This window comes from Frankia sp. CeTa3Moorea (assembly GCF_978021225.1).
In genome coordinates this window covers 19,102-44,693 of sequence record NZ_CDXDOR010000009.1, presented here as the reverse complement: position 1 = coordinate 44,693, position 25,592 = coordinate 19,102, and the positions used below count along the sequence as shown (strand labels likewise).

The 25,592-nt window shown below is 68.1% G+C and carries 10 protein-coding genes; 5 read left to right on the top strand and 5 right to left on the bottom strand.

Features of this window, described 5'->3' with window-relative positions; all coding sequences use genetic code 11:
- Positions 1-206: 206 nt before the first annotated feature.
- Positions 207-899 (bottom strand): dTMP kinase, encoded by a 693-nt coding sequence (locus AC08OV_RS03350; RefSeq protein ID WP_476619280.1) that lies wholly within the window; start codon positions 897-899, stop codon positions 207-209.
- A 727-nt stretch (positions 900-1,626) separates the two neighbouring features.
- Between AC08OV_RS03350 and AC08OV_RS03345 the strand changes: the two genes are divergently transcribed.
- The 4 genes from AC08OV_RS03345 to AC08OV_RS03330 all read left to right on the top strand — a co-directional run bounded on the left by AC08OV_RS03345 (position 1,627) and on the right by AC08OV_RS03330 (position 4,168).
- The gene (locus AC08OV_RS03345) at positions 1,627-2,625 is read left to right on the top strand and encodes a radical SAM protein (RefSeq protein WP_476612722.1); all 999 of its coding nucleotides are present in this window, start codon (positions 1,627-1,629) and stop codon (positions 2,623-2,625) included.
- Complete coding sequence (locus tag AC08OV_RS03340; protein WP_476612723.1) at positions 2,618-3,319, top strand: hypothetical protein; 702 nt, start codon at positions 2,618-2,620, stop codon at positions 3,317-3,319. The genes AC08OV_RS03345 and AC08OV_RS03340 overlap by 8 nt, the downstream gene beginning before the upstream one ends.
- An 85-nt stretch (positions 3,320-3,404) precedes the next feature.
- A complete protein-coding gene (locus AC08OV_RS03335; RefSeq protein WP_476609547.1) occupies positions 3,405-4,019 on the top strand; it encodes an AAA family ATPase in 615 nt (204 codons plus the stop codon).
- A gap of 26 nt (positions 4,020-4,045) precedes the next feature.
- Positions 4,046-4,168: an NUDIX hydrolase gene (locus AC08OV_RS03330; protein ID WP_020460401.1), complete on the top strand. Its 123-nt coding sequence runs from the start codon at positions 4,046-4,048 to the stop codon at positions 4,166-4,168.
- 387 nt (positions 4,169-4,555) lie between these two features.
- On the opposite strand, the gene AC08OV_RS03325 is transcribed toward AC08OV_RS03330, so the two are convergent.
- Positions 4,556-5,026, bottom strand: a complete 471-nt coding sequence (locus AC08OV_RS03325; protein WP_476612724.1) for a UPF0158 family protein — start codon at positions 5,024-5,026, stop codon at positions 4,556-4,558.
- 479 nt (positions 5,027-5,505) lie between these two features.
- On the opposite strand from AC08OV_RS03325, the gene AC08OV_RS03320 reads away from it, so the two are divergent.
- Positions 5,506-13,782: a SpvB/TcaC N-terminal domain-containing protein gene (locus AC08OV_RS03320; RefSeq protein WP_476612725.1), complete on the top strand. Its 8,277-nt coding sequence runs from the start codon at positions 5,506-5,508 to the stop codon at positions 13,780-13,782.
- A 165-nt stretch (positions 13,783-13,947) separates the two neighbouring features.
- Here AC08OV_RS03320 and AC08OV_RS03315 read toward each other — a convergent pair whose 3' ends face one another.
- The 3 genes from AC08OV_RS03315 to AC08OV_RS03305 all read right to left on the bottom strand — a co-directional run bounded on the left by AC08OV_RS03315 (position 13,948) and on the right by AC08OV_RS03305 (position 25,588).
- Positions 13,948-23,889 carry a Tc toxin subunit A-related protein gene (locus AC08OV_RS03315; RefSeq protein WP_476612726.1) on the bottom strand — a complete coding sequence of 3,314 codons (9,942 nt, stop codon included), beginning with the start codon at positions 23,887-23,889 and terminating at the stop codon, positions 13,948-13,950.
- A 79-nt stretch (positions 23,890-23,968) separates the two neighbouring features.
- Positions 23,969-24,319, bottom strand: coding sequence for a SpvB/TcaC N-terminal domain-containing protein (locus AC08OV_RS03310; protein ID WP_476619279.1), 351 nt, complete (start codon positions 24,317-24,319; stop codon positions 23,969-23,971).
- A gap of 792 nt (positions 24,320-25,111) precedes the next feature.
- Positions 25,112-25,588 (bottom strand): NUDIX hydrolase, encoded by a 477-nt coding sequence (locus AC08OV_RS03305; RefSeq protein WP_476612727.1) that lies wholly within the window; start codon positions 25,586-25,588, stop codon positions 25,112-25,114.
- Positions 25,589-25,592 lie beyond the last annotated feature (4 nt).

The window sequence follows — 25,592 nt, the reverse complement described above, 5'->3', positions numbered from 1 at the left end:
GGTTGTTCCGGCCGCCCGCCAACGGGCGAACACCGAGGCGGTGCAGACCCTCGACGCGCTCCGGGCCGTCGACCAGGAGACATCTACGCAGGTCGTCCGCTAGCAGCACAGGCGTCGAGGAAGGTGTCATCGTCGGCGCTTCAGACAGTGACGGCTTCACAGCACACGAAGCCTACGGGCGAAGGCCGCCCGCCACGCGGACGGGCTCACGCCCGCGTGGAAGTCCCCTTCGCCGACCGCTTCAGCTGTGCGGCGACCGCCTCCCAGACGGCCGCGTGCACGGCCTCCGGCGCCTGCCCGGCCGTCGGCACCCTCATCATGCCGGTGTCGCGTGCGGCCAGCTCCTGATAGGCAAGATCTACGAACGACAGGTACGCGCGCTGCTCGCCGGTCCACTGTCTCCCGTCACGGGCCTCCGCCCGCGCGATCGTCTCACCCACCGGCGCCGACAGCCACAGCACGACGTCCGCCCGTCGCCCGGCAAGGCGTCCCAACCCATCCAGCCAGGACACAGCCTCGTCCACCTCCACCGCATGCTGCCGGATCAGGGACGCAAGCCCGTACGAGAACATGGTGTGCACACCACGGTCCTCGATCACCACATCGTGGTGATCGAGCGCCGGCTCGATCCGCGTCGCCACGATGTCCGCGCGCACCGCCGCCGCCAACAGGCACTCGGTCACCACGTCCCCGTGACGCAGGAACGGCTCATCCGACGACGAGAAGATCTCCACCAAGGTCGTCCCGACATCCCCGGTGTCGAGGGTGGCGAGATCCGGGAGAAAGGCGACCACGAGTCCTTCACTACGAAGTCGCTCCTCCAGCAGACGGCCCTGCGTCGACTTCCCCGCCCCGGGAAGACCTTCCAGGCTGACGAGCATCCCGACCCCTCCGATCACAGTGGCAACCATAAAAGGGGCAGTTCAGCCCTCAGCATCGGCCGTCGTGCCGGCCTCCCGTAGCTGCCGCACCCGAGCCAGGAAGAATCGGGCACGGCACCCTTCCTTCCAGCATGGCCCGCCGACGAATTGTTAGAAGGATAATGCTGCCACACTTCTTGAATGAAGCGTGGCATTCAACGATTCCGGCGGATGGTAGGAGGCTCGCGACAACGTCTCGTGCCGGCCGGCGGACGAGCAGGGACCCGCAACCTCGCCCGCGGCGACGGGAAGTTCTCAAAGATGGTACGAGCGCATAGACATCGAGCATGCCCGGATAGAGCGGGTTCCTCCACGATCGGCGCTCCGGCCAGGCTGACCGCCACAGCTCCACGCGGACGCCGACGTGATCACGGAAGGTGCCGCCCTGACTCCGGGCGTGCCGCAAACGATCGCTGTCTGGTTTCGACGGAATACGCCGAACAGATCAGGGGGTTCAAGCCGAACAAAGCGCACTCGTCGACACTGTTGTCGCAGGTCAGTGGCACCGCACAGACCCGAAGCGGATGTTCGCATTGCGGGGAATGACTGGCGTGCCGCCGGTTGGGAGGCTGAGGGCGTTCAGCGTCGACGCGGTCAGCTCGCCGTCACGACAGCGGCGGCCAGCTGACCCGGTCGTCGAGGCGCCTACGACGAGAAGGATCTGATGATCATCTCCTCTCCACCTCCTCCAACCGTTGATACTGAGGTGCAGCCGGGCCCCGGTGAGATCTGCGCGCCTACTGCCGAGCCTGTCGTCTTCACCGATGGGCACCATTTCAGGCTGAGGGCTCCGCTGGATCTGGAGGCGGTCGCAGCCGGGGCGGCTGGGCCACTGTCAGTGATCCTTCAGGTCACGAAGCGGTGCAATTTCGACTGCTCGTTCTGCTCCGAGACGTTGCAGGAGCCCGACCCGACGCTGGCCGCCTTGGAGCGGATGCGGGACAATTTGGCCGGGGTGCCCCGGGTGTTCCTCAGCGGTGGCGAGCCGCTGCTGCGCCGGGACTTCGTCGACATCGTCGACATGTTCGCCGGGACGGTGATCGGCGTGCCGACCAACGCGACCCGTGGACTACAGCACGCGGCACGCCTGTCCGGCAAGATCGCGTTCGTCAACGTCGGGCTCGAAGGCCCACGGGCCACGACCAACCGTGTCCGGGGAGACTACGACGCGGTGATGGCCGGGATACGGGCGTTCCAGGACGCCGGGCTTCCGCTGTCGCTGTCGGCGGTGGTCTACCGCTCGACGGTGGCCGCGCTGCCGTACACCTACCAGATCGCCGATCTGCTCAATGCCGGGAAACTCAAGATGATCATGCCACTGAAGAAAGGCAACGCGCTCGATCTCGCCGACAACGAGTTCATCTCCGGGGAGGAAGCCACGGCGACGTTCGATCGGCTCGCCGAACTCCGCACAGCGCACGACTGGCGGCCGGCATTGCGGCTGACGTCCTGGACCCCGGACACCGAAGGCCACATGATCGTGGTCAGCCCGCGTGGGCTGGCAAGTGCCTGGCCGGTCTACGACGCCCCCGACCTGCTCGAACCGCTGGGCAACCTGCTCGATGAGCCGATCACCGCGATCTGGGCGCGGTACCGCTTTCGACGCAATCACTACGCCAAGTACCTGGGGCGCTCGATCCGCACCCTCACCCGCGCCGAGCAACCGCCGGCCGAACCTCCGTCGCTGCGTATCAGCCATGCGTGAGGCGACGAACCTGGGCTGGGCCGACACACCGTTCGGCGCCGCACGTCGGCCGTTCGCCGAACGCACTCCGTTGCTGGCCGCGTTCACCGTCTCGACCCGCGCCGCGGCGCCGGACGCCCTCGCAGCGGTCTACCTGCGGCTGCCGCGGGGACGCACCCTGACGGTGACCGACACGACGCTGCGGTTCGGCTTCCACGCCCTCGCGGCCGAGCAACCGGCTGAGACCCCCACCGTTTCTGCCAGGCTCGATGCCCTGCTGGTGCAAGCGCGACGCCAGGCGGCGATCCTCGCCGGCTACCGGCTCGCCGACACTCTGGCGAGGCTCGCCACCGCCGATGCACCCACACGGGGAATCACTGCCCTCGCCGCCGCCTGGTCGGGTCAGACCGCGCGACCCGGTCTCGCCCGCCTCTGCGACGCGGCATATGGCCCCACACCGCCCGCGCTGCGCGACGTGTGTGCCGCCGTCCACCTTCACGGCCTGCCCACCGACTCGGACCCAGCCGCCGGCCCTGCCTTGGCGGTACCCATGACCTCCGCCACCGCGCCGCAGACCCTTCGGCAGGTCATTCTCCGAGCACTGGGGATCGCGCTCCTCGCGGCGCGCAGCGCCGGCCACTACCAATGGGACCGGCTCGATCTCGACACGGTCATCGAGGCCGCCGCCTGTGACCAGACGGCAGCGGCCACGTGAGGAACCCATCGGCACGGCCCTCGTCTCGCCACGCCGCACCGGCCGGCAGCAGCGACCAGATGTCCGCCGCGGAAGGAGCTCGCTGATGCTGCGCAACTGCCTGGTCGTCGCCGTCGAAGGCACCCACGCCTCGGGCAAGACCACCCTCACCCACGCCCTCGCCGCCTACTACCGGGAACGCGGCGTGCACGTCGCCTGCGTCCCCGAGCCCGCGCGCAACAGCCCGTTCATCGAGGAGATCGTCGTCCACGGCCGCGGCGAGTTCGACCTGGAGACCGAAGTCGACCTCTTCGCCGCCCAGCTGACCAGCCTCCTGCGCACCGCACGCCAACACACCATGGTCATCGCCGACAAGACAATCGCGAACGTCCTCGCCTACGCCTGGCTCGTCCTACCCGGCGGCCCCGAAGGACCCCACGCGCCTGTCCTACGCGCGATGGAAGCGTTCTGCCGGGCCTGGGCGCCGTTCTACGACGCGGTGTTCTACTGCACCGACAAGTTCGACCAGCAGCAGCTCGGCGACCCCTACCGGTCGCGCGTCCTCGACATCCAGCCCGCGGCCGACCGGGTCGTGCGCAGCATCTGCGCCACCGTCGGACAGCGGATCTACGACATCCCACCGAACATGCCCACCAGCGCACGGGTCGGCTGGATCGCCGAGCAACTCACCACCCTCGGCCTCGACCCGACAAACCGCTGACCCACGTCCCTGGGAGACTGCCCTCCATGGCGTACACCAGTGTCATCGACGTCATGCTCCTGCTCATCCGAGACGGCGCGGTTCTGCTCGCTGAGCGATCCGGTACCGGCTTCGCTGACGGCTGGTTCAACCTGCCCTCGGTTCATTAGGCAAGTCGCCTGTCGGAATCGACCTTAACGATCTTCGCGTCCCGCGCACGCCGGTCTCCAGGTTGGCCCATCCCAGCAGCTATCCCCCTGCTTGACGTGCGCGCGCATCTCGGCCAGAAGCAGACCCCCCTCACGCTCCTCCGCAAGATCGGCAACGACCACGAGCCGGCGACCTACCGTCCGCACTCACCGATGATGAATCAGCGACGTGATCATGGACTGCTCCCACACCCGTCGCGTCGGCGACAGCCTGACGGTCTGTCCCGCTGGCTCCGCACGATCTGTGTTGACGGAGAGCCACATCGCCACCGGCATGCCAGCGCCCGGTCAGCGGCATGAGCGGATGTTTCATCCAGGCCGAGACCGTCACTGAAGGTTTGTAGAGCGTCACGGCACGTCGGGGTCGGGATGGGCGTCGAGAAACCGGGTAGCCGTGTCGTCGTCGATCAGCGAGTTGTCGACGAGCCAGTCGACGGCACGGCGTTGGGCGCGGACGTCGCGGAAGGCGTACCACGCCGGCAGCAGGTGCGGATGTTCCCGGTGTAGCTCGTCTTTGAAACGACGAAAGGCGCCCCTGCCCTCGATCGCTCTGGCCAGCCTCTGCCCGGCCCGATAATCGCTGACCCGCTCGGCGAAGTCGGCCATGTCCTGGTACCAGACGTAGGACGGGAGCGGGTCGATGCAGATCAGGTCCAGGTCGTCGAGGTCAACGGGGTTCTGGCCGTCGATTCCGAGGTCGGACGTCCAGAACGCAACCTCTCCGGTCCGCGGATCGATCAGCCAGCGATGCTCGTAGTCCGTCTGGTCGGCAAGAGCGGTAGCGATCTCCTCCAGGTCCAGGTTGCTCAGATCAAGCATCGGACCAGGGTAGTGAGGGTGTCTCTCGAATCGCCGGTCGGTCTCGGGTGGATCTTTGGCGGTCGGCATAGCCGCCGTTTGGCAGCAGGTGGTAGCGGTGTTGGTGCTGGTCGGGTGGGGTTCTCCGGTCCCTGCGGCCGGGGCGGCGGCTGGGGTGCCGCTGCGGCGTGATGATCGTTGAGGATCTATCCGTGCCCGATTTGCCGGAGTCGGTTTCAACGCGTTCGTGGGGCTTCGCGGCACGATGCCTGCCGGTTTGCCCGTTCTACCGGTCCGGCCCCTGGGTGCCAGGTTGAACGATACTCTGTCAAGATCTGTCGCATGTGGGCGGTGACACGGGCCGCCGGGCGCCCGGTGGCTACGCTTTCCCTTCGAGAGGCGCGGCGCGGGTGCGGCGAAACAGCTCCCGGATGTTCCCGGTCAGGGCAGGATGTCCTCGAGTAGCGCGATCCAAGCCGTCTGACGGGAGAAACCTCGCCATGGCTCTTGACCCGGCCAACCTGCGCGGCGCTCAACGTGACGGGCAGTCCAAGGCCGCAGGCGGCGAGGCTTCGTTTGCGGTTTCTGCGCCGTCTCTGAGCCTGCCCAAGGGCGGCGGTGCCATCCGCGGCATCGGCGAGAAGTTCGCCGCCAACCCTGTCACTGGCACCGGCTCGGTGTCGGTGCCCATCGCTACCAGCCCAGGGCGTTCCGGCTTCGGGCCGCAGCTCTCCCTGTCCTACGACTCCGGTGCCGGCAACGGGCCGTTCGGCTTCGGGTGGAGCCTGTCGCTGCCGTCGATCACGCGCAAGACCGATAAAGGCCTGCCGCGGTATCTCGACGCGGCAGAGTCCGACGTCTTCATCCTTTCCGGGGCGGAAGACCTGGTACCGGTTCTCCGGGCCGACGGTACGCGCTTCCGTGACGACACGACCGCGCCCGGGTTCGTCATCCACCGCTACCGTCCTCGTATCGAAGGGCTCTTCGCCCGCATCGAGCGCTGGAGCAGGATCGACTCGCCCGGCGACGTCCACTGGCGCTCGATCTCCAAGGACAACATCCTCACCCTCTATGGCTGTGACGCGAATTCACGCATTGCCGACCCGCTGGACGCCGGCCGCATCTTTTCATGGCTGATCTGCGAATCGCGCGATGAAAAGGGCAACGGCATTCGCTATCTGTACAGAGGCGAGGACGGCACCTACCAGGCCAGGCCAGGCCAGCCCGATCCGTTCCATCAGGTCCACCAGCGCAACCGGGGCCTCGCCTCCGACGCGCGGCGCACCGCGCAACGCTACCTGCAGCGGGTGCTGTACGGAAACCACAAGCCCCTGCTGGACGCCCAGGGCCTGCGCCCCCGGTACCTGAGCGACCTGCCCGATCCGCCGTCGGACACCGACGCCGACTGGCTCTTCGAAGTGCGTTTCGATTACGGAGAGCTGGACGAGGGCAACCCGACGGGCCAGCCGGAGAAGCCCTGGCTCCACCGCTCCGACGCTTTCTCCAGCTACCGCTCGGGTTTCGAGGTGCGCACCTCCCGCCGCTGCGAGCGGGTGCTGATGCTGCACCACATCCCCGATCAGCCGGCGGGCCCGGGCCAGGCGGCGCAGCCCGGCTACCGGGGCGTGGTTCGCAGCACCGAGTTCATCTACGACGACGAGATCGACCCCGGTCTTGCCACTCGGCCCGTCTACAGCTTCCTGAAGCAGGTGGTGCAGGCGGGGTGGAGGCAGGAAGGCGGCTCGAGCACACGCGGCAGCCTGCCGCCGGTGGAATTCGCATACACCGAGCCCCGCGTACAGGAGATTGTCGAAGAGGTCGACCGGGCGAGCCTGGAGAACCTGCCCATCGGCCTGGACGGCAGTACCTACCGCTGGACCGACCTGCACGGAGAAGGCATCCCCGGCATCCTCACCGAGCAGGCAGGTGCCTGGTTCTACAAGCGCAACTGGAGCCCGCTTCCGCAGGAGCAGACCGACGGCGGCAAGGCCGTCAAGGCCCGTTTCGCCGCGCTCGAAACGGTCGCGCTCAAGCCCAATGTGTCCTTGAATGCCGGCGCCGAGTTCATGGATCTGGCTGGCGACGGCCACCCTGACGTCGTCGTCATGGAAGGGCAGACGCCTGGCTTGTATGAACACGATGAGGCTGAGGGCTGGCAGCCCTTCCGCCCCTTTACCGCGCGCCTGAACCGCGACCTGAGCGACCCCAACCTCAAGTTGGTCGATCTCGACGGCGACGGCCATGCCGACGTGCTCATCACCGAAGACGACGCCTTGGTCTGGCATGCCTCGCTGGCCGAGGAAGGCTTCGGCCCTGCCCGCCGCGTCGCCCAGGCGCTCGACGAGGAGAAAGGCCCGCGCATCGTCTTCGCCGACGGCACGCAGTCGATCTACCTGGCCGACCTGTCGGGCGACGGCCTCACCGACATCGTGCGCATCCGCAATGGTGACGTCTGCTACTGGCCCAACCTGGGCTATGGCCGATTCGGCGCCAGGGTGGCGATGGATGGCTCGCCGTGGTTCGACAACCCCGATCAGTTCGACCACCAGCGCATACGCCTGGCCGACATCGACGGCAGCGGCACCACCGACATCATCTACCTGCACCGCGACGGTGTGCGGCTGTACTTCAACCAGTCGGGCAACGGCTGGAGCCAGCCGCAGACGCTCAAGGTGTTCCCGCGCGTCGACGACCTGGTGAGCATCGTGCCCACCGACCTGCTCGGCAACGGCACCGCCTGCCTGGTCTGGTCGTCGCCCGTGCCCGGAGACGCGCGGCGCCCGATGCGCTACGTCAACCTGATGGGCGGCTGCAAGCCACATCTGCTGGTCAGGACCATCAACAACCTGGGCGCCGAAACCCGCGTCGACTACGCGCCATCGACCAAGTTCTACCTGCAGGACAAACAGGCCGGGAAACCCTGGATCACGCGGCTGCCGTTCCCGGTGCACGTGGTCGAGCGCGTCGAGACGTACGACCACATCAGCCGCAACCGCTTCGTCACCCGCTACGCCTACCACCACGGCTACTTCGACGGCGTGGAGCGCGAGTTCCGCGGCTTCGGCATGGTCGAGCAGTGGGACACCGAGCGGTTCGCGGCCCTTGCCGATGGAGCAGCGCCGGCCGACAACATCGACGCCGCCTCCCACGTTCCGCCGGTCCACACCAAGACCTGGTTCCACACCGGCGTCTACCAGGGCCGCCAGCGTGTCTCCGACTACTTCGCCGGCCTGCTGAACGCCACCGACCACGGCGAGTACTTCCGCGAACCCGGCGTCACCGATGCGCAAGCATGGGCAATGCTCTTGCCGGACACCGAGCTTCCCGAAGGGCTCACGCTCGACGAAGAACGCGAAGCCTGCCGTGCCCTCAAGGGCTCGATGTTGCGCCAGGAGGTCTATGCCGACGACGCAGACCATCCCGGCGCCACGCAGGAGCAGATCGAGCGCGCCCGCACGCCCTACACCGTCACCGAACAGAACTTCACCATCCGCGCCTTGCAGCCACAGGGTTCCAACCGCCACGCCGTGTTCATCACCCATGCGCGCGAGGCACTCAGCTACCATTACGAGCGCAACCCGATCGATCCACGCATTCAGCACGCGCTGACGCTGGAAGTCGACGACTTCGGCAACGTCCTCAAGCAGGCGGCCATCGGCTACGGCCGCCGCGCCTCGCCGTTGTCGGAGCAAGGGGATCGTGACCGGCAGACCACGCCGCTGCTCACCTACACCGAAAACCGCGTCACGAATGCCATCGACTCGCCCGACGGGCACCGCAACCCGCTCCCCTGCGAGGCGACCACCTTCGAACTGACCGGCTACCCGGCCACCGGACCGGCAGGCCGCTACCAGGCCTCGGACCTGGTCGAACCCGACCCCGCAGCGCCAGGCCGCATGCGCCACACGTTCACAGCGCCGGAAGTCCCGTACGAAGCCACCGCCACCGGCAACCAGCGCCGTCGCCCCATCGAGCTACTGCGCACGCTCTACCGCCGCGACGACCTGACCGACCTGCTGCCGCTCGGGGAACTGCAACCGCTCGCCCTGCCTGGGGAGAGCTACAAACTCGCCTTCACTCCCGGTCTGCTCACCCAGGTCTTCCAACGTCCGCGCCACGGCCAGGCCCCCGAACCGCTGCTGCCCGATCCGGCCGCCGTGCTCGGAGGCCAAGCCGGCAACCGGGGCGGTTATCTGCAGAGCCAGGAACTCAAGGCCGACGGCCGCTTTTCCGCGAGCAACGCCGACGATCACTGGTGGATTCCCTCCGGGCAATCGTTCTTCAGCCCGAACCCCGCTGACAACGCCGCCACTGAATCGGCGCAGGCCCGGCAGCACTTCTACCTGCCGCGCCGCTACCGCGACCCCTTCGGCCAGGACGCCTTCGTCGACTTCGACACCCACGACCTGCTGATGGTCGAAACCCGCGACGCGCTGAACAACCGCGTCACCGTGGACACCAACGACTACCGGGTGCTGCAGCCGCGCCTGGTCAGCGACCCCAACCGCAACCGGACCGAAGTCGCCTTCGACACCCTCGGCATGGTGGTCGGCACCGCCGTGATGGGCAAGCCGCTGCCCGCGCCGGTGGAAGGTGACTCTCTCGCTGGCTTCGTCACCGACCTCACGCAAGCCCAGCTCGACGGTTTCTTCGACGGCGCCGATCCACACGCAATGGCGGCAGCGCTGCTGAACAACGCCACCACGCGCATCGTCTACGACCTCGACCGCTTCCAGCGCACGCGGCAGGCGAATCCCCATGCCCCGGAGCAGTGGCAGCCCGCCTGCGCCGCCACGCTCGCCCGCGAAACCCACCTCCACACCGCGCTGCCGCCGCAGGGCCTGAAGATCCAGCTCAGCTTCAGCTACTCCGACGGCTTCGGCCGCGAGATCCAGAAGAAGATCCAGGCCGAACCCGGGCCGGTGCCGCGGCGCGACGCGGCCGGAAAGATCATCGTTGGTGTCGACGGCCAGCCCGTGATGGCGGCGGCAGACGCCAGACCGCGCTGGGTCGGCAGCGGCTGGACGGTGTTCAACAACAAGGGCAAGCCGGTCCGCCAGTACGAACCCTTCTTCACCGACACCCACCGTTTCGAGCTGGATGTGCGCATCGGCGTCAGCCCGGTGCTGTTCTACGACCCGGCCGAGCGCGTCATCGCCACGCTGCACCCGAACCACACCTACGAAAAGGTGGTGTTCGACCCCTGGCAGCAGACGACGTACGACGTCAACGACACCTGCGCGCCGCGCCCTGCCCAACCGGGCGATCCAAGGCCGCCGCAGACAGGCGACCCGCGCACCGACCCCGACATCGGCGGCTACGTCAAGGAGTACTTCAAGACCCAGCCGAACGATTGGAAGACCTGGGTGCGGCAGCGGATCGCCGATTCTCAGAATCCCCCGGCTGACTCGCGCGGAAACAATCCAGAGCAAGACGCAGCCATACGCACGCTCGCCCACGCCGACACGCCCACCACCGCCCACTTCGATGCCCTCGGCCGCCCCTTCCTGACAGTGGCGCGCAACCGGGTGATCTGCGAAGGCCATCTGCTCCACGCCAAACCAGACGAGCAATTCCGCACCCGCGTCGAACTGGACATCGAAGGCAACCAGCGCAAGGTGTTCGACGAACGCAAGCTGCCCGACGCCAACAACCTGCCACTGGGCGCGCTGGAGCAGCGCATCGTCATGCAGTACGCCTACGACATGCTGGGCAACCGCATCCACCAGGAAAGCCAGGAAGCCGGCGCTCGCTGGATGCTCAATGACGTGGCCGGAAATCCCATCCGCGCCTGGGACAGCCGCGGCCACAACTTCACGACCAAGTACGACGCGCTGCGCCGCCCGATCGAACAGTACGTGTGGGGCGACTTCAGCGACCGCGATCCGCTGAAACCCAACTCCGACCCACGCACGCTGAACCCGCCGAACCAGGCCGGCCTGCTGGTCGACAGGATCGAATACGGCGAGAGCCAGCCCAACGTCGAAGCGCTGAACCTGCGCACCCGCATCTACCGCCACGCCGACTCCGCCGGCATCGCCACCAACGCCCGGCTCGACGCCGCCGGCAAACCACTCGAGGCCTACGACTTCAAGAGCAACCTGCTGCGCAGCACGCGGCAGCTGGTCAGCGACTACAAAGCCATCCCGGACTGGTCGCGGAATCCGGCACCGAAGCTCGACGCCGAAACCTTCGAAGGCAGCACCCGCTACGACGCGCTCAACCGTCCCATCCAGTCCATCGCCCCGCACAGCAGCCTGGGGCGCGGCCAGTTCAACATCATCCAGCCGGTGTTCAACGAGGCCAACCTGCTGGAGCGGGTACATGTGTGGCTGGAACGTGCGGCGGAACCGGACAAGCTCATCGACCCGACCGCCGAAGCGCCGTCACCGGTCGGCGTGGCCAACATCGACCACGACGCCAAGGGCCAGCGCCTGCGCATCGACTACGAGAACGGCGCCACCACCTTCTACAGCTACGACCCGCTCACCTTCCGCCTCACCCAACTGCTGACCAAGCGCAAGCCGGCGGACTTCCCCGGCGACGACCCGCAGCCCGCTGACCCCGCCTGGCCGGGAAAGCAGGTGCAGAACCTGCACTACACCTACGACCCCGCCGGCAACATCACCCACATCCGCGACGACGCGCAGCAGGCCATCTACTTCCGCAACCAGCGCGTCGAGCCGAGCAACGACTACGTCTACGACGCGCTGTACCGGCTGATCCAGGCCAAGGGCCGCGAGCACCTCGGCCAGGGCGGCGCGCCGATGCCTCACTCCTACAACGACGCCGGCCGCGTCGGCATCCTCAGCGCCAATCCGCCCGGCCGCTTCGCACCCAACGACCGGAGCGCGATGGGCCGCTACACCGAACGCTACGTCTATGACGCGGTCGGCAACTTCCTGCAGATGCAGCACGCGCGACACGACACAGCCGTGCCCGGCTGGACGCGCCGCTATGCGTACACGCAGGCCAGCCTCATCGAGCCAGGCAAACAGAGCAACCGGTTGAGCAGCACCACCGTCGGCAACGCCGCGCCGGAGCCCTACACCCACGACGCCCACGGCAACATGCTGGGCATGCCGCAACTGAACGCGATGCAGTGGGACTACAAGGACCAACTGCTGATGACGCAGCGGCAGAAGGTCAACAACGAGGACGCGGACGGCGCCGAGCGCCACGGCGAACGCACCTGGTACCTCTACGACGCCTCAGGGCAGCGCGTGCGCAAGGTAACGGAACTGGCCAACAACGGCGGCATCAAGGACGAACGCATCTACCTCGGCGGGTTCGAGGTGTTTCGCAGCTATCAAGGTCCAGCCAATGCGCGCACGCTGAAACTGGAGCGCGAAACGCTGCACGTGATGGACGACAAGCAACGCATCGCACTGGTGGAAATGCGCACGCTGGGTGATGAGCAGGACCTAGCGCAGCGACTGATCCGCTACCAGTTCGGTAACCGCCTCGGGTCAAGCAGCCTGGAGCTGGATGAGCAGGCACAGATCATTTCCTATGAGGAGTATTCCCCCTACGGCAGTTCAACCTATCAGGCGGTGCGCAGCCAGACGGAGATGGCGAAGCGGTATCGGTACACGGGAAAGGAGCGGGACGAGGAAAGCGGGTTTTATTACCACGGGGCACGGTATTACGCGGCGTGGGTGGGGAGATGGACAAATTGTGATCCAGCAAATTTCGTTGACGGGCCAAATATATACACCTACGTCCGCAACTCTCCAATTCGCCTTAGAGACACAACGGGAATGGAAGGGGATGACTCGTTCCCGCCTGATCCAAGTAAAGAAATCGCGATCGAGCTAAAGGTTCGCGCACAGGCGGCCAAAGGGGTACTTACGGGTTCTCTAGAGGGATCCAGGCGCTTTGCAGTGGCAACGGTGGCGGGCGCCAGGCAGATGGGAGAGAACGCAATTGTGGGGATGATGAGCGGTATGGTTCATAGCACAGGCGATCCGAAGGTGATTGCAGCTTATCAAGAGGACATGAATCGGCGCGTTCAACAAATGAACCCCTTCATCGGACTTAAGGACGCGTGGGAGAAGACTAAAAGCGGGGTTGCCGAGTTTAAGGCGGGAGACACTCATGAAGGGACAGCAAAGGTTGTCGAAGCGGCTGCGCAAGCCTATGCCATTGTTAGAACAATTAAAGGAGCTAAGGAGACTGTTTTCGAGAGTCCAGCTTCAGCACCAAGAGCAACTACACCGACTCCGGGCAAGCTGGCTGGCCAAGGCGAGGTGGCGCCAAAGGTAGGCCTTCCTGCAGGGGAATCTGAGCTATCCTTTCCTGCCCCAGCGCCTAAGCCCTCGGTTCAGGCTCCTGCTCAGGCGCAACCTTCACGCCCGGCTCAACCCAATAGTGGAGGTTCAACGGGAGCGACACCACGGCCGATTGGCGGGGCTCCACGGCCTGATACTCATCCCGACCTTCGGTTTCACTACACCGTAGCAGAAGATCCCGTTTCGGCGTTCTCGGGCGGCGTTCATGCAGAAACATCATTCACCGGTGAAGGGAATCTCTCTCCAAAGGCCGCTAAGACGAGGTTGGGTTTGCCAGGAAATCCTCGATACGTGGTCGTCGTTAGGGACAGCGGGCAGTTTCGCCCCAAGATTCAAACTAATCCGACCCCAGGTAGAGGTTTTTCCGGCGGCGGGAGCGACTACACGAATCCAAATAGAATATCTCCCGATCGGATTGAGGGCATGTACGAGATTGGTCGGCAGGGGCCAATCTGGGAGAACAATCTGTGGAACAAGAAGAATTGAATCTAGCACCCCGAGTCTTTACCGATATTTAATCCGTGAAGTCGTGTGGGCTCATAGCGATCATCTACCGTGATCTGGGCCAGGATGAGGGGCGCACCCGCCTGCGCGGGAGGATCACGGCTGCGCCGCTGATGCCGACCCTACCGGCACTCGGTGGCATGGCGTTCATATCTCGAGCCGGACCAGGCGGGCCGTCAGGTCGACCGCTCTCTGACTGTTGGTGGCTCGATTCTCCCCGCGGCGAGAGGTCGGGGGCGCCGGGCAGATGCCCGGGCCGGGCACGGCGTCATAGTGCACGAGCAGATAGACGTCGCACAGCCGACGGACCTCGGGTGGGAAGGCGAGGACGCCGAGATCGAGGCGATCCCCCGACCCGTTCCGGTCGGGGTCGAGCTCCACGAAGCCGTGGTACTGGCCGGGCCAGGCGCTGTCGCCGACGCAGACCACCGATGAGACGCCCTCTCGTGAGGTCGATGGATCGAGAGCGGTCAGGCGTTGACCTGCGTAGAAGGTCACCGTGTGGTGGGTCGCGGTCGCGGCGTCGGGTGCCTCGAAGAGGATCTCGATCCGGGTGGGTGCGACGGCCCGGTCTCCGGTGAGGTACGGGAAGATGTGCCGCTCCAGGGCCAGACCCAGCAGCTGTGTGGTGCCCCCCGCCCGCTCGACGGTGCGCCATTGCCCGCCGAGTTCGCGGACGGCGTCGATGAAGCGCGTGCCGTCGCCGGTGAGGTGTTGGCGGGCGCATTCGGAGGCGGCGGACCGTAGGAGGTCGCCGCCCTCGCGGGAGGTGTAGCTCAGGTGCAGTATCACGTCGCTCAGCTGCTCGAAGTCGAAGTGGTTGTTCTCGGGCGGGAGATCGATGCGCCACCGGCTGACGGCGCCGGCGAGTTCGAACGGCAGGTAGCGCTGGTCGTCGAAGTCGAGGCGGAACAGCCCGGTGTCGGACTGGCCCGTCGAGGTGGCGATCGCGTCGGTGGCGGCGTAGCTGGTGACGACGCGCTCGTCCTCGGCCAGTGGTGGGTAGCCGTTGTTGCAGGCCTGGTGGTCGCAGCACCGGTGGGCAGGCTGCTTCAGCTCCGGGCTCACCCGGGTGGTGCTTGACATCAGTGTCAATCGGCTGTGGATGCCTGTGTAGGGCCCGACGACCGACGGGATCGAGAGGGAGACGCTCTTGATGCGGCGCATGTACTGACCCGGGTGATCGAGGTCGAACAGCCATTCGGGAAGGTCGATCTCGGTTTGGCCCGTGGCTCGCAGCTGCAGGAGGGCGGCGGGGAAGTGCTGGCGCAGCGAGACATGTTTCGTGAGCTCGTACTCACGGACGTTGCTGTCGTGGTAGGCCTTCTCCATCTGGCGGATGGCGAGTGACAGGCGTTCGCCGCTGAGAAGCCCCTCGTGCAGGCTGTCCCAGGCATCGCTGGGCACGAACCGCGCTGCCGGGTGGCCGCGTTCGACGTTGAAGGCGTGTTCGGCCTGGAGTGCGCAGTGTAGTGCCAGCTCGTACATGCGGTGATGGAGCGCCGCCGTCTCCTTCTGCAACCAGAGGTAGGTGGCGTGGCTGGTGAACTTGTCCCGCACGAAGTCGTGGATCTCGGCGGCGTTCTCCATGGTCTGCCGGTGGTTGTTGAGCTCGCGCAGGGCGATGTCCCGCCGGCGCTCGGCGGCCAGGATCTGGCGTTCGATCTGCGCCACCTCGATGGTGAGCACGTCGACCTGGTGTTGCCATTCGTCCTCGCGCCGCACCCAGCCGTCCTTGGTCAGCCCGAGGCCGGCCATGGTGTTCACGACGTCGGCCGCGGTCCGGACGATGGTCCCGGCAGCCGCGAACATCATGGCGGCCTTCTTGCCGGGCGCCAGGGTGAAGAAGCTGGCCGGGAAGCCCATGTTGGGGTCGGGGGCCATGTTCATGGCCTGGCCGATCGCCTCCACGGCGTTGGCCGCGGAGCGCAGGCCGGTGGAGGTGATGGTGAGCGGCTCGTAGCCGGCCTCGCCGGACAGGAGACCGACGGCGATGAGGTTGCGGTACCACTGCAGCTTGGTCGTCGCGATCGCCTTGGCCTTCTGCAGTGCCTGGACCTGCCAGTCGGCCTCTCGCCACTGGTCCTGGCGGATCCGCAGGGCCAGGTCGCCGAGCTGCCGCTCGTGCAGGACGCGCAGCTGTGCCAGGTATTCGGCGTCGCCTCGTTCGTACGCCGAGATCAGCTGGCTGCCGAGCGCACGCACCTCCGAGGCCATCTCCTGGGCCCGCTGCGCCAGGAACTGGAACCGGTAGGGGCTGGCGGGGCGACACCAGAACGCGGTGTCCAGGCAGGCATCGCCCTCGGCGGTCCAGGCGATCCAGTGGTCACGCAGGCGTGGGTCCCCGAAGTACGCCAGGTCGCGGTTCGGGGTGCCGCCGTGGCGCCGGTGGGCGTTGAGGCAGGCGCGCAGGAGCGACAGCCGGTCGTCGATGCGCTCGTACAGGCCGAGCAGCCGGGGGTTGAGGGGCGCGCAGGCGAGCGTGGCCTGCGCCACCGGCACCGCCTCGCCGTCCTCGGCCGCCTCGCCGTCCGCGCCGGCGTCGAGGACGGTGCGCGGGACGTCGCCGAGGATGCGCCGGGCTGTGTCGGCGAGGAGCCGGGCGTGCTGGAAGGCCTCCGGCGTGTTCCGGGCGAGTAGCGCGTCGGTCCACTCGGCCAGGATCTCGAGGTAGGTCAGGACGACCGCGCGCCGTCGGGCCGCATGGTTGCCGGCGGGTTCGCTCGGGCAGCAGCAGCGGCTTTCGACAGGCAGCGGCTCGCCGTCGTCGTCATCGTCGTGGGCGTCGCAGGTGGCCCAGGTGTTGTCCTCGTCGAGGGGGCGGGCGACGAGTTCCAGCCACTTGAGCGCCTCTTCGTAGCGGCAGTGGGTGCGCAGGTGCGTCGCCACCGACAGCACCGGGGCCAGGATGTCGCGGGGCAGGATCGGCGCCCCGGGGCTGGCCCAGGCGAAGTAGGGGAAGGCGGCCAGGCCGCCGACGGGTTCCGGCGGTGGTGCCGGCACCACCTCGGGCACGGTGACGGCGTCGTCAGGCGCGAGGTCGTAGCGGAAGCCCGCCGGTGGATCATCTGGAAGACCCACCGACGTCTCGCCGCCGGTGACGGAGAACGCCAGCGAGTCACCCACCCGTCCGGTGAAGACCAGGGCCGGTTCGGCGCCGTCGGAGACCCGCACCCCCTCGGCCGACTGGCGGTGGGTTCCGAACTCGCCGTTGTGGACACGGCACCAGTGCAGGTGCACGGTCCGCCGCGGCGCCCAGGCCAGCAGCCCCGGGAGCGCCGCGGGACGGTGCCAGTCCGACAGCGGGTCGCCGGTGATCTCGGCGGCCGGGTCGTCCGGCACGGTACGCCACTCCGCCACCTGCTCGACCGGGTCGTACTGCTCGGAGACCTCGAGCCAGAAGTAGTACTCGTCCATCAGCGCCGGGTGGGCCTTCCCGCACTCCTGGCAGCAGGAGGCGGCCGACGTCTGGTCGTGCGCCGGCCGGTGGCTGGTCGAGGCCTGCGGCAGGCCGGCGGCGGCGACGCGGACGAACCGGGCGCCGAGGCGGACCGCCGCCTCGATCCACATGGGGAACGGGGGATTGGATCCGTCCTGCGTGTCCTCGCCGTCGTCGCGGATCCGGCCTCTCGGGCGGTGGGTGGCGGGGGCCAGCCAGCTGGTCCGCGCGTGCCGGTTCGGAGTGCCGAGCACCCCGAGGCCGTCGGCGGGCGGCGCCACGAAACGCATGGTCGCCGGCTCGCGGGCCTGGAGCGGCGTCGCACCGCTCTGAGGCGGCAGGCCGGGGGTCGGCCAGAAGGCGAGGCTTCCGGGTTCCGGCAGGGTCAGGTCGGCATGGCGCAGCTCGGAGGTGAGGAACCGGAACGCCTCCGACCCGCGGGCCTCGGCCTGTTCGTCCCACTGGATCCAGTTCTCGCGGTAGATCTCCCGCCGCCGGCACGCGAGCCAGGTCTGGTACTCGGCGAAGCGGCGGTCCCAGACGAGGGCGAACGACGGGCCGGGGGAGAACGCCGGTTCGAGTCCCAGCCGGGCTCGGCTGACGAAGAGCTGCACCGCGCAGATGGCCTCCTCGATGCGGCTGGCCTTCTGGCAGATGCCGGCCTCGACGTCGAGGAGCAGCAGCTCGGACAGGTCGCGGGCCGTGGCGGCGAATCCTCCCCACGGCAGGGCCACCCGGTCGAGGCGGGTGAGATAGGAGACCAGGGCGGCGCGGCCCCGCTCCCGCAGGCCGTCGTTCACGTTCCGGATCTCGGTGTACCGCCGTGGCGCACCGTTCTCGATGCAGTCGTCGCGGTAGAACCGGGTCAGGTTCTCCAGCCCCGCCGTCTCAGGGCCGTCGGAGGCCCAGAGGAAGACCGCGGCGGCGCGCGGGTCACGGCTGAGGAACTGGTGCTCGCGGGCCCGCACCCAGCGGTCGGCGTGCCAGACCCGGACCGTCCAACGGTCGTCGCTCAGGTCCTCGCTCGTGACGTCGTAGGAAAGGCCGGCCTCCGCGGGATCGAAGTAGCGCAGGACCGACTCCTGATGGTCGATCCGCACACCCAGGTGCCTGAGGAGATGCGCCGGGTTGTCCTCGTGGGCCTCGTGCGCCTCGTGGAACAGCAGCCACAGGGGCAGCTCCGGGCCACGGGTGGCCGCCGCCCGCATCACCGTGTAGTCGAAGAGACGCTCCCACCAGTCGAACAGGGCGGCGCTGCGCCGCCGGGACGGGGCGGCGCGCTGGTCGACGGCGGGCGACGGCGGGTGGTAGACGTCGGCGACCGGCCAGAAGTTGACGTCGAACCATGCCTGGTGGGCGACGATGCCGCCGCCGTCCCGGGCATAGGACCGGCCGGCGAAGGCCTCCGGCCGGGAGAGGATGTAGGCGAGTTCTGACTGTCCGTCGTCGGCTTCGGGCTTCGCTCCGAGGCCGAGGCGGTGGGCGAACAGCAGGGCCTTGAAGGCCCGCTGGTAGGTCCGGCGGATGTCACGGACTGTCGGGACGTAGCGGTTGCGGAGCGCGGCCAGCAGGGCGGCGGGGGAATCCGCGTCGAAGCCGTCGTCGAGCCCTGCTGCCTTGTGCCCCACGAACAGTCTGTCGTTGGGGATCGGCCGCCAGCCTCCGTCGGTGTCGGGGCCTTCGTAGCTGAGCTGGATCCCGGTGGTCTGCGGATACACGTCCTCGGGGCCGTCGAAGGTGACGGGCAGGCGTTCGAAGGTGATGGCGAGCTCGTAGAAGCCGCGTTCCAGCCGCGCGGGCGCCGAGCAGTCCGGCGGCGCCTCCTCCGCCGGCCAGTCGTGCGCCAGCAGCACCCAGGACCGCTGCCCCTGCCTCAGGGTGACGCACCAGCGGTGGAAGCGCCGGATCGCCTCGAAGTCGGGAAACCCGCCGTCGGTGGTGGGCGCGCCTACCCGGAAGCCGTAGGCACCGGGCTGCTCGATCAGTACCAGTCCGGACCAGGTCAGGCGGAACGGCTCCGCGCCGCCGAGGGCCAGACCATTGGTGTTCGCCATGGCGAAGCCGTTGCGGATGGCGGCGTACCGGAGCTGCTCGGGAGCGAAAGCGGTGTCCATGGCGGGCACCACGGTGGGCACCGGGCTCATGGCCGTGTTCTCGTGCGGCCCGAAGGCCTCCGTCCCGCCTCGGGTCTCCCGCCACCGGAGGGCATCGGTGGCGGAACGGTACTCGGCCAGCATGCCGGTGCCGGCCACCCCGAGGAGGGCGTGGAAGGCTCCTCCGCCGGGGGTCGGGGCCCACCTCACGGCCGGCGGCTGACCGCCGTCGTCCTCCCACGGCGTCAGGGCCGTGTTCTCATCGGCCCGGAGATACCTGAGGACGAGCCTCGCCGCGGTGGCGCTGTCCGGTCGGTCTCGCCCGGTGACCCGGGCGACGTGGCCGGCGAGGTGCGAGGCGATGGCGTCACAGCGGGCCAGGAAGCGGGCGAACGCGTGTTGGAACCAGGACCAGCGGGCCGCGGCGTCGGTCTCCTCGATGAGGTGCCGCTCGGCCTCCGCCTGGTTGTCGAACAGGAAGGAGAAGAAGGCAAGCTCCGCCCGAGGCAGGTGGTAAAGCTCGCTGACCGCCGCCTGCTCGGCCGGGCTGAGCTGGCGGACACGGGCCAGTTTGGCGAGGACGTCGGCGTCGGCCAGCGGGACGTCGCACCACAGGACGCCGGCAGCGGGGTCGTGGCGGAACGGGCCTTCGGGAGGGGTGTTCCAGAGTTCCGTCGAGGTCCCCGCCAACGGTGTTCTGTAGCGCCGCTGCGCGGCCGTGACGGGGACGCCTTCGGCGATCAGGACGTCAGGGAAGAAGTGCCGACCGAACCGATCCCACTGGTCGCCGTCCGGAGGCAGCGGCAGCCCGACCTCGGCGTGCAGGCGCTCCCCCATCGCCGTGAAGGTCCAGGCCCGGGCCGCCGCGTCGTCGACCTCGACGGCGAGGAGGCGCTCCCGCAGCGCGAACAGGTTGTCCGGGTCGTCGTCGGGTGCGGCGAACGGGAGGTCGAGCGCCTCGTTCGCCGGCTGGAGCGGAAAGGGGTCGCCCCCTTGGATCTGAGGATCGGCTGTGAAGAGGAACAGGATCTCGCCGACCTCGAAGTCCGAGGCGTAGATCTTGGCCAGGATCTCGGCGAGGCGGAGGGTGTGGGTGGGTCTGGCGTCCCACGTGTCCCCCGGCGTCTGCGGATCGAAACCGGCCAGGCGTGACAACGGGTCCAGATTGTCCTTGAGCAGCTTGATGAACTCGGGCGGGCGGGGTGTGCAGCCATAGGTGTAGACGGCGTAACGCTGGATCTGGTTCAGCAGGTGCCGGACGGCCCACTCCCGCCGGGCGGCCCCCGGAACCCAGAACGCCAGGAGGTGGGTGCGGTCAGCCCCACCATCAGCCCCACCGGTGGCCGGCTCCTCCGTCGGCGTTCCATCGGTCAGGTCGAGCTCGAAGTCGCGACGCAGCATGAGGAAAGCGGCCAGCTGACGGGCGAAATCGCCGTTGACGGCCGCTCCGTCGTAGAGGGCCAGCACCCTCGCGATATCGGCGAGCTCGGCGAACGACAGCGCCGTCTCCGGCCGGGCGTTCAGCCGGCGCCACAGGCGGATGAACGCGTTCAGGCGCTCGAGCTCCTCGGCGGGATCCGCGGAATCGGGGAAGACGATGGTGAAGTCATCGAGACAGCAGGGCTCACAGGCGGGCAGTGGGCGTTCCTGCGGATGGCGGAACGTGAACGACACGTAGTCGGCGAGCCACAGCTCGCGGAACTCGCAGAAGCTCAGACCGGTACGTTCAAGGAACGTCGGAAGGTCGGTGACGGAGCTGATCCAGCTCTCGTCGTCCCGACCGAAACCGAAATGGACCGGCAGAGTCGCCGGATCGAGCCCCCGGGGGGTGTAGAGGACGTCGTACTCCTCGGGACTGATGCCCAGGTATTCAAGTGCCAGGGGGAGGCGGACCGGATACCGCCACAGGTGCGTCTGGAAGTCGCCCGGCTCGGACGACGGGTCGAGCACCAGCTCGGTGATGTGCCGCCGGCCGCGCCGCATGGTGGCGTAACGGCTTGTCCCCAGCGCGTCCAGGTAGGTCCGGGCGATGTCGAGAGGCTGGTGGTAGGGCAGCAGCCAGGACGAGAAGTCGCGGCGGAGCACCTCCCACGCCCCCGGAGCCCTGGTGGGTGTCGCCGGTGTGGAATGCGCGGGCAGCGCCTCGAACAGCGTCGTCGCGTCGTGGGACACCCCGCCCGCCGGGGCGGCGGTGTCCAGGGCGTGCCCGCCGAGGGTACCGGCCGCGGTGTCGTACACGACACCGGAGGTGGCCTGCCCGGCCACCAGGTGCTCGAGACACTCGTTGACGCGGTCGATGAGCGGGATCGGCACGTCGACGTTGGAGGCGCTGGCCAGAAGATCACCGACAGGCCCACGCCGGGAGGCCACCAGGTCCGACAGCGACGCACCTCTGTCGACAGGCAGCGGTTCCTCGCAGCTGGACCTGCCTGTGGCCCGCAGCAGTTCCTGCAGATACGCCACCGGACCCAGGGCCGACCGGTGCCGGGGCGGGACGCAGTCGGTGAGCCGCCCGTCCGGGTTGACGGCGGCGAAGGGGCCCGCAGGCTCGGCCGGCTCCGCGCCACGGGCGCCGGCCTGCGTCCAGATGGCCTCGGCGTGATCGAAGGCGACACTGCCCTGCAACGCGTCCCGGAACCCGTCGAGGGTGAGGCTTTCGAAACCGGCCGCGGTGATGAAGCCACGGGCCCACAGAGCCTCGATGACCGAGAACTGGAGCTCGGCCGGGACGCCGGCGACGAGGGCGACGACATCGCGGATGCGCCTCAGCCACGCGGTGACCTCGGCCTGGGCGTCGGGGTCACCGGGCAGAAGCAGGTCGAGCGCCGGCGCGAGCGTGGTTTCCGTCCACGTCCCGAAGTCGAAGTCGGGCAGGGCAGCGATGAGCGCGTCGACCAGGGTGCCGGGCGACCGGTCCAGCAGCGGGGCGCCGAGCGCCGTCGGCGGCGGCGGTGTGTCGGCGGTCTCGGTGAGGTCGAAAAAGCGCCGAAGGCCGCGGATGAACGCGTCGATCCGCTCGCTGGTCGTCCCAGGAGCGGTGAACGGCGGCAGCCTGGTGGGGTCGGCGGCGAGCAGCGTGGCCCAGTCCTGGTTCGTCTTCGCGGCCAGGTCCGCCACGGTGGTCACACCGAACGCGGCGTCCTCGACGGCGTCGACGAGCGGCTGGTGGGCGTCCGCGATCGCACCGACCACGACGTGGAGATGCCCGGCTGCCCGGCTGCCGTTCAGCGAGGCCCAGAACGCGTCGATGTCGTCGCCGGCGAAGGCGAGCCACCCGGAGAACAGGGCGTTGACCGGCGCCGGTGCCGGCGCCAGCTCGCAGGTGGGGGTGCCGAGGTCGTTCAGCCGACCCAGGAGCTGCAGCCGGCGGGCCGCCTGGTACCGGTTCGCGGCGGGCGGCTCGCTGATGACGCCGTCGGCGACCGCCTGCGAGAAGGCCCTCACGGACTGGGCCTCCCCGTCGAGCACGGCCAGGTCGTAACGCTGCTCGCGCTCGACCTGGTGGGGCAGCACCGCGGCCAGCGCGTAGAAGTACGCCGCCGGAACGACCGGCGCGGGTGCGAGCGGCGCCCCGCCGGCACCGGTGAGGAACACGCGACGGTGCCGGTCAGGGCGGTCGGGGAAGACGGGGAACGTGAAGCCGGCACGTGTGGCGGCGGCCGACCGCCGCTCGCACCAGATCGCGGCCGACAGCGCGTAGACGAACTCGGTGAGGCGATCGGATTCGGTGTTGCGGGCGACGTGGTGCATGAGCAGCTCGCCCTCGAACACCTGACGCTGCCGCTCCTCGTTGCTGTCGGCAGCGTTCGGACCGGTGTAGATGGCCTGGAACACCTGACGCTGCCATTCCTCGGCATTGTCGGGAGTGTCCAGACCGGTATCGATGGTCCCCTTCGCCGCATCGGGCTTCGGCGGCGGGTACGCGACGCGGTTCCACGCGATCTCACGCGCGACATGGCGCGCCTGCTCGAACGTGAGATCGGCGATGCCCGCGGTGGAACCTGGATCGTCGTCGAGGACATCCTCCACCGCCGCCCGCAACGCGTCGAAGTTGGGGGCGGTGCCGTCCTCGGGCAGGGTGAACCCGGCTCCCGTGCCGTGACCCGATGAGGGGAGCTCGAGGTAGAGACTCACCGGGGCCAGCTCCGGATAGTCGTTCGGATCGGCCGGGACCGGCGCCGGCGCGACCGGCACGTTGTAGTACAGCTGACGATGGACGATCTCCCCGTTACGGGCGATCACAATGCGGACATCGACGGTGTCGTGCTCGCCGCCCGCGGGCGGGTCGGGCACCTCGATGACCGCGGTCGCGACGGCGAATATCTTGGGTATGCGCTGGCCGGGCGTCGGGCCTTCCACCATCCCGACGTGCTGCGTGACCCGCGTGTTCGCATTCGGCAGGTAGTTCGCGGTGCCGAAAGCCGGCCCCGCCCCGGCCGGGTCCGAGAAGGACAGCTCGTGCGCCGCGATCGAGAGGTTCGGCAGGTATTCGTCCTGGAACGAGTTGGCGGTGACGGAGACATCAGGATGCAGGCGAATCACCAGAAGAGTGGGCATCGGTGCTCCTCGACACTGAAAGCGACTCGCCGACGACCGGCCCCCGTCGGAGCCACGTCAACGAAGGCGGTAAGAAGGACTATCCCGGTCGGGTTGGCGAGTGGGATCGGCGGATAGTCAAGTTGGGGGAACAGGTCATCGAGTCGTCGACCGTCGAAAGACTCCACCCGAGACCGAACGGCCCGTTACCCGCCCCCGAGTCGTAGCCGAGCGTGAGCTGAGGGCCGAATCCGGAGCGACCGGGACTGGCGGCGATCGGCACCGACACGGTGCCCGTGCCACTGACCGGGTTCGCGGCCAGCTTCTCGCCGATACCGCGAATGGCACCGCCGCCCTTCGGCAACGCAAGAGAAGACGCGACCACCTGCGGCGATGCCGAAGCAGAGTCGGCTCCACCGCCCGCACGCCCGTTCGCAGCTGACGCCGCCATACGCCCCCCCGAGCTTGCGCCGAGAGCAACCGCCCGAGGCCCTAGCGGCATAGTAACCCCGAGGAACGTGACGTACGTCAGAATTCCCCAGACGGACACCGAGCGTCGTCACGTCTCCGGACGCGAAGAGAAACGCCGACCTTACCACTCCCACGATCATGGTGACCAGGCGGACCGGAGCGAACGGACCTACCAGGCGCTCAGAACGTGCGTTCGACGTAGTGGATGATGTTGCCAGTCGAGTTCTAACCGGGCATCCCCCTGGTCGACACCCGCGCGGCAACGCTCCGTACCTGCCGAAGCCCTGGACCGACGACCCGATCGGCTCGCCGCGGCCAGCGTCCCTGACGGGACCGGCTTCCGCACCAAGCCAACCCTCGCCCTACCGGTGATCGTTTCGGTGCCGGGCAACGGGTGTCCGCCGGCTGGGTGACGGTTACAAAGTCGATGGAGCTGACCCGCGCCTGCGCGCCGATCTCGTCCGACGCGCGGCCGCCGCCCTGGTCCTCGCCCGCCGTCCGCGGTTGCCCGGCGTCCCCCGCGCCGACCTGGCTGGTGCCAACCCTTACCGTCCCTCCAGCGTCACCGTCCTCGACCTCGCCAAGGCCGATCTCCGGACCGTCGCACCGGCCGGGTGCGAGCCTCAGCCATACCGGGCCGAGCGAGGCGGATTCAACCAGGCGCCACTGGGTTGACACAGGGCAGGTAGACGTGGCGTGTGGGGTACGCGGCGGCGTGGCTACCGAACGGTCTTCGCTCTACGCGAACCTGCCATTGCCAGAGCGTAGATGATCATTTGCTGTTCTCCGCGTCTTCGCTGCTGTAGATGCCATCCCAGCCATCGATGGAGAATCCGTGTCCGACTTGGATCTGTGCGACAGCCGCGGCCGTGTAGCCGACCGTGTTGGGTGGCAGCTTGTCGGGGTCAGCCCAGAAGAGGCCGGCGCATTTCGCGGGCTCGCGGTTACGCGGCTCTCCTTCCCACCGGGTAGCTCCAAAAAAGAAGCCGATGCGGGCCTGCCCCTGCGGGTTGCGGTGGTGCACGACATGCACGAAATGAAGGTTCTCCTTCCGGAGAGTGACGCCGACCTCCTCGTGGGCTTCGCGGATGGCGCCATCCACCACGGATTCACCTTCTTCGAGATGGCCGCTGGGTGGGCAGAGCTGCCCGTCGGCGTACCCGGTGTTGGCGCGTTCCAGGAGGAGAATCTTGCCGTCTCGTCGGAGCAGGACGTAGACGTCAACGATGCTTCGGTAACGGTCCGGCACAGCT

Coding starts and splice junctions, on each gene's coding strand:
- AC08OV_RS03340 (WP_476612723.1), top strand. CDS start 2,618: ATGCGTGAGGCGACGAACCTGGGCTGGGCCGACACACCGTTCGGCGCC.
- AC08OV_RS03335 (WP_476609547.1), top strand. CDS start 3,405: ATGCTGCGCAACTGCCTGGTCGTCGCCGTCGAAGGCACCCACGCCTCG.
- AC08OV_RS03330 (WP_020460401.1), top strand. CDS start 4,046: ATGGCGTACACCAGTGTCATCGACGTCATGCTCCTGCTCATCCGAGAC.
- AC08OV_RS03325 (WP_476612724.1), bottom strand. CDS start 5,026: ATGCTTGATCTGAGCAACCTGGACCTGGAGGAGATCGCTACCGCTCTT.
- AC08OV_RS03320 (WP_476612725.1), top strand. CDS start 5,506: ATGGCTCTTGACCCGGCCAACCTGCGCGGCGCTCAACGTGACGGGCAG.
- AC08OV_RS03315 (WP_476612726.1), bottom strand. CDS start 23,889: ATGCCCACTCTTCTGGTGATTCGCCTGCATCCTGATGTCTCCGTCACC.
- AC08OV_RS03310 (WP_476619279.1), bottom strand. CDS start 24,319: ATGGCGGCGTCAGCTGCGAACGGGCGTGCGGGCGGTGGAGCCGACTCT.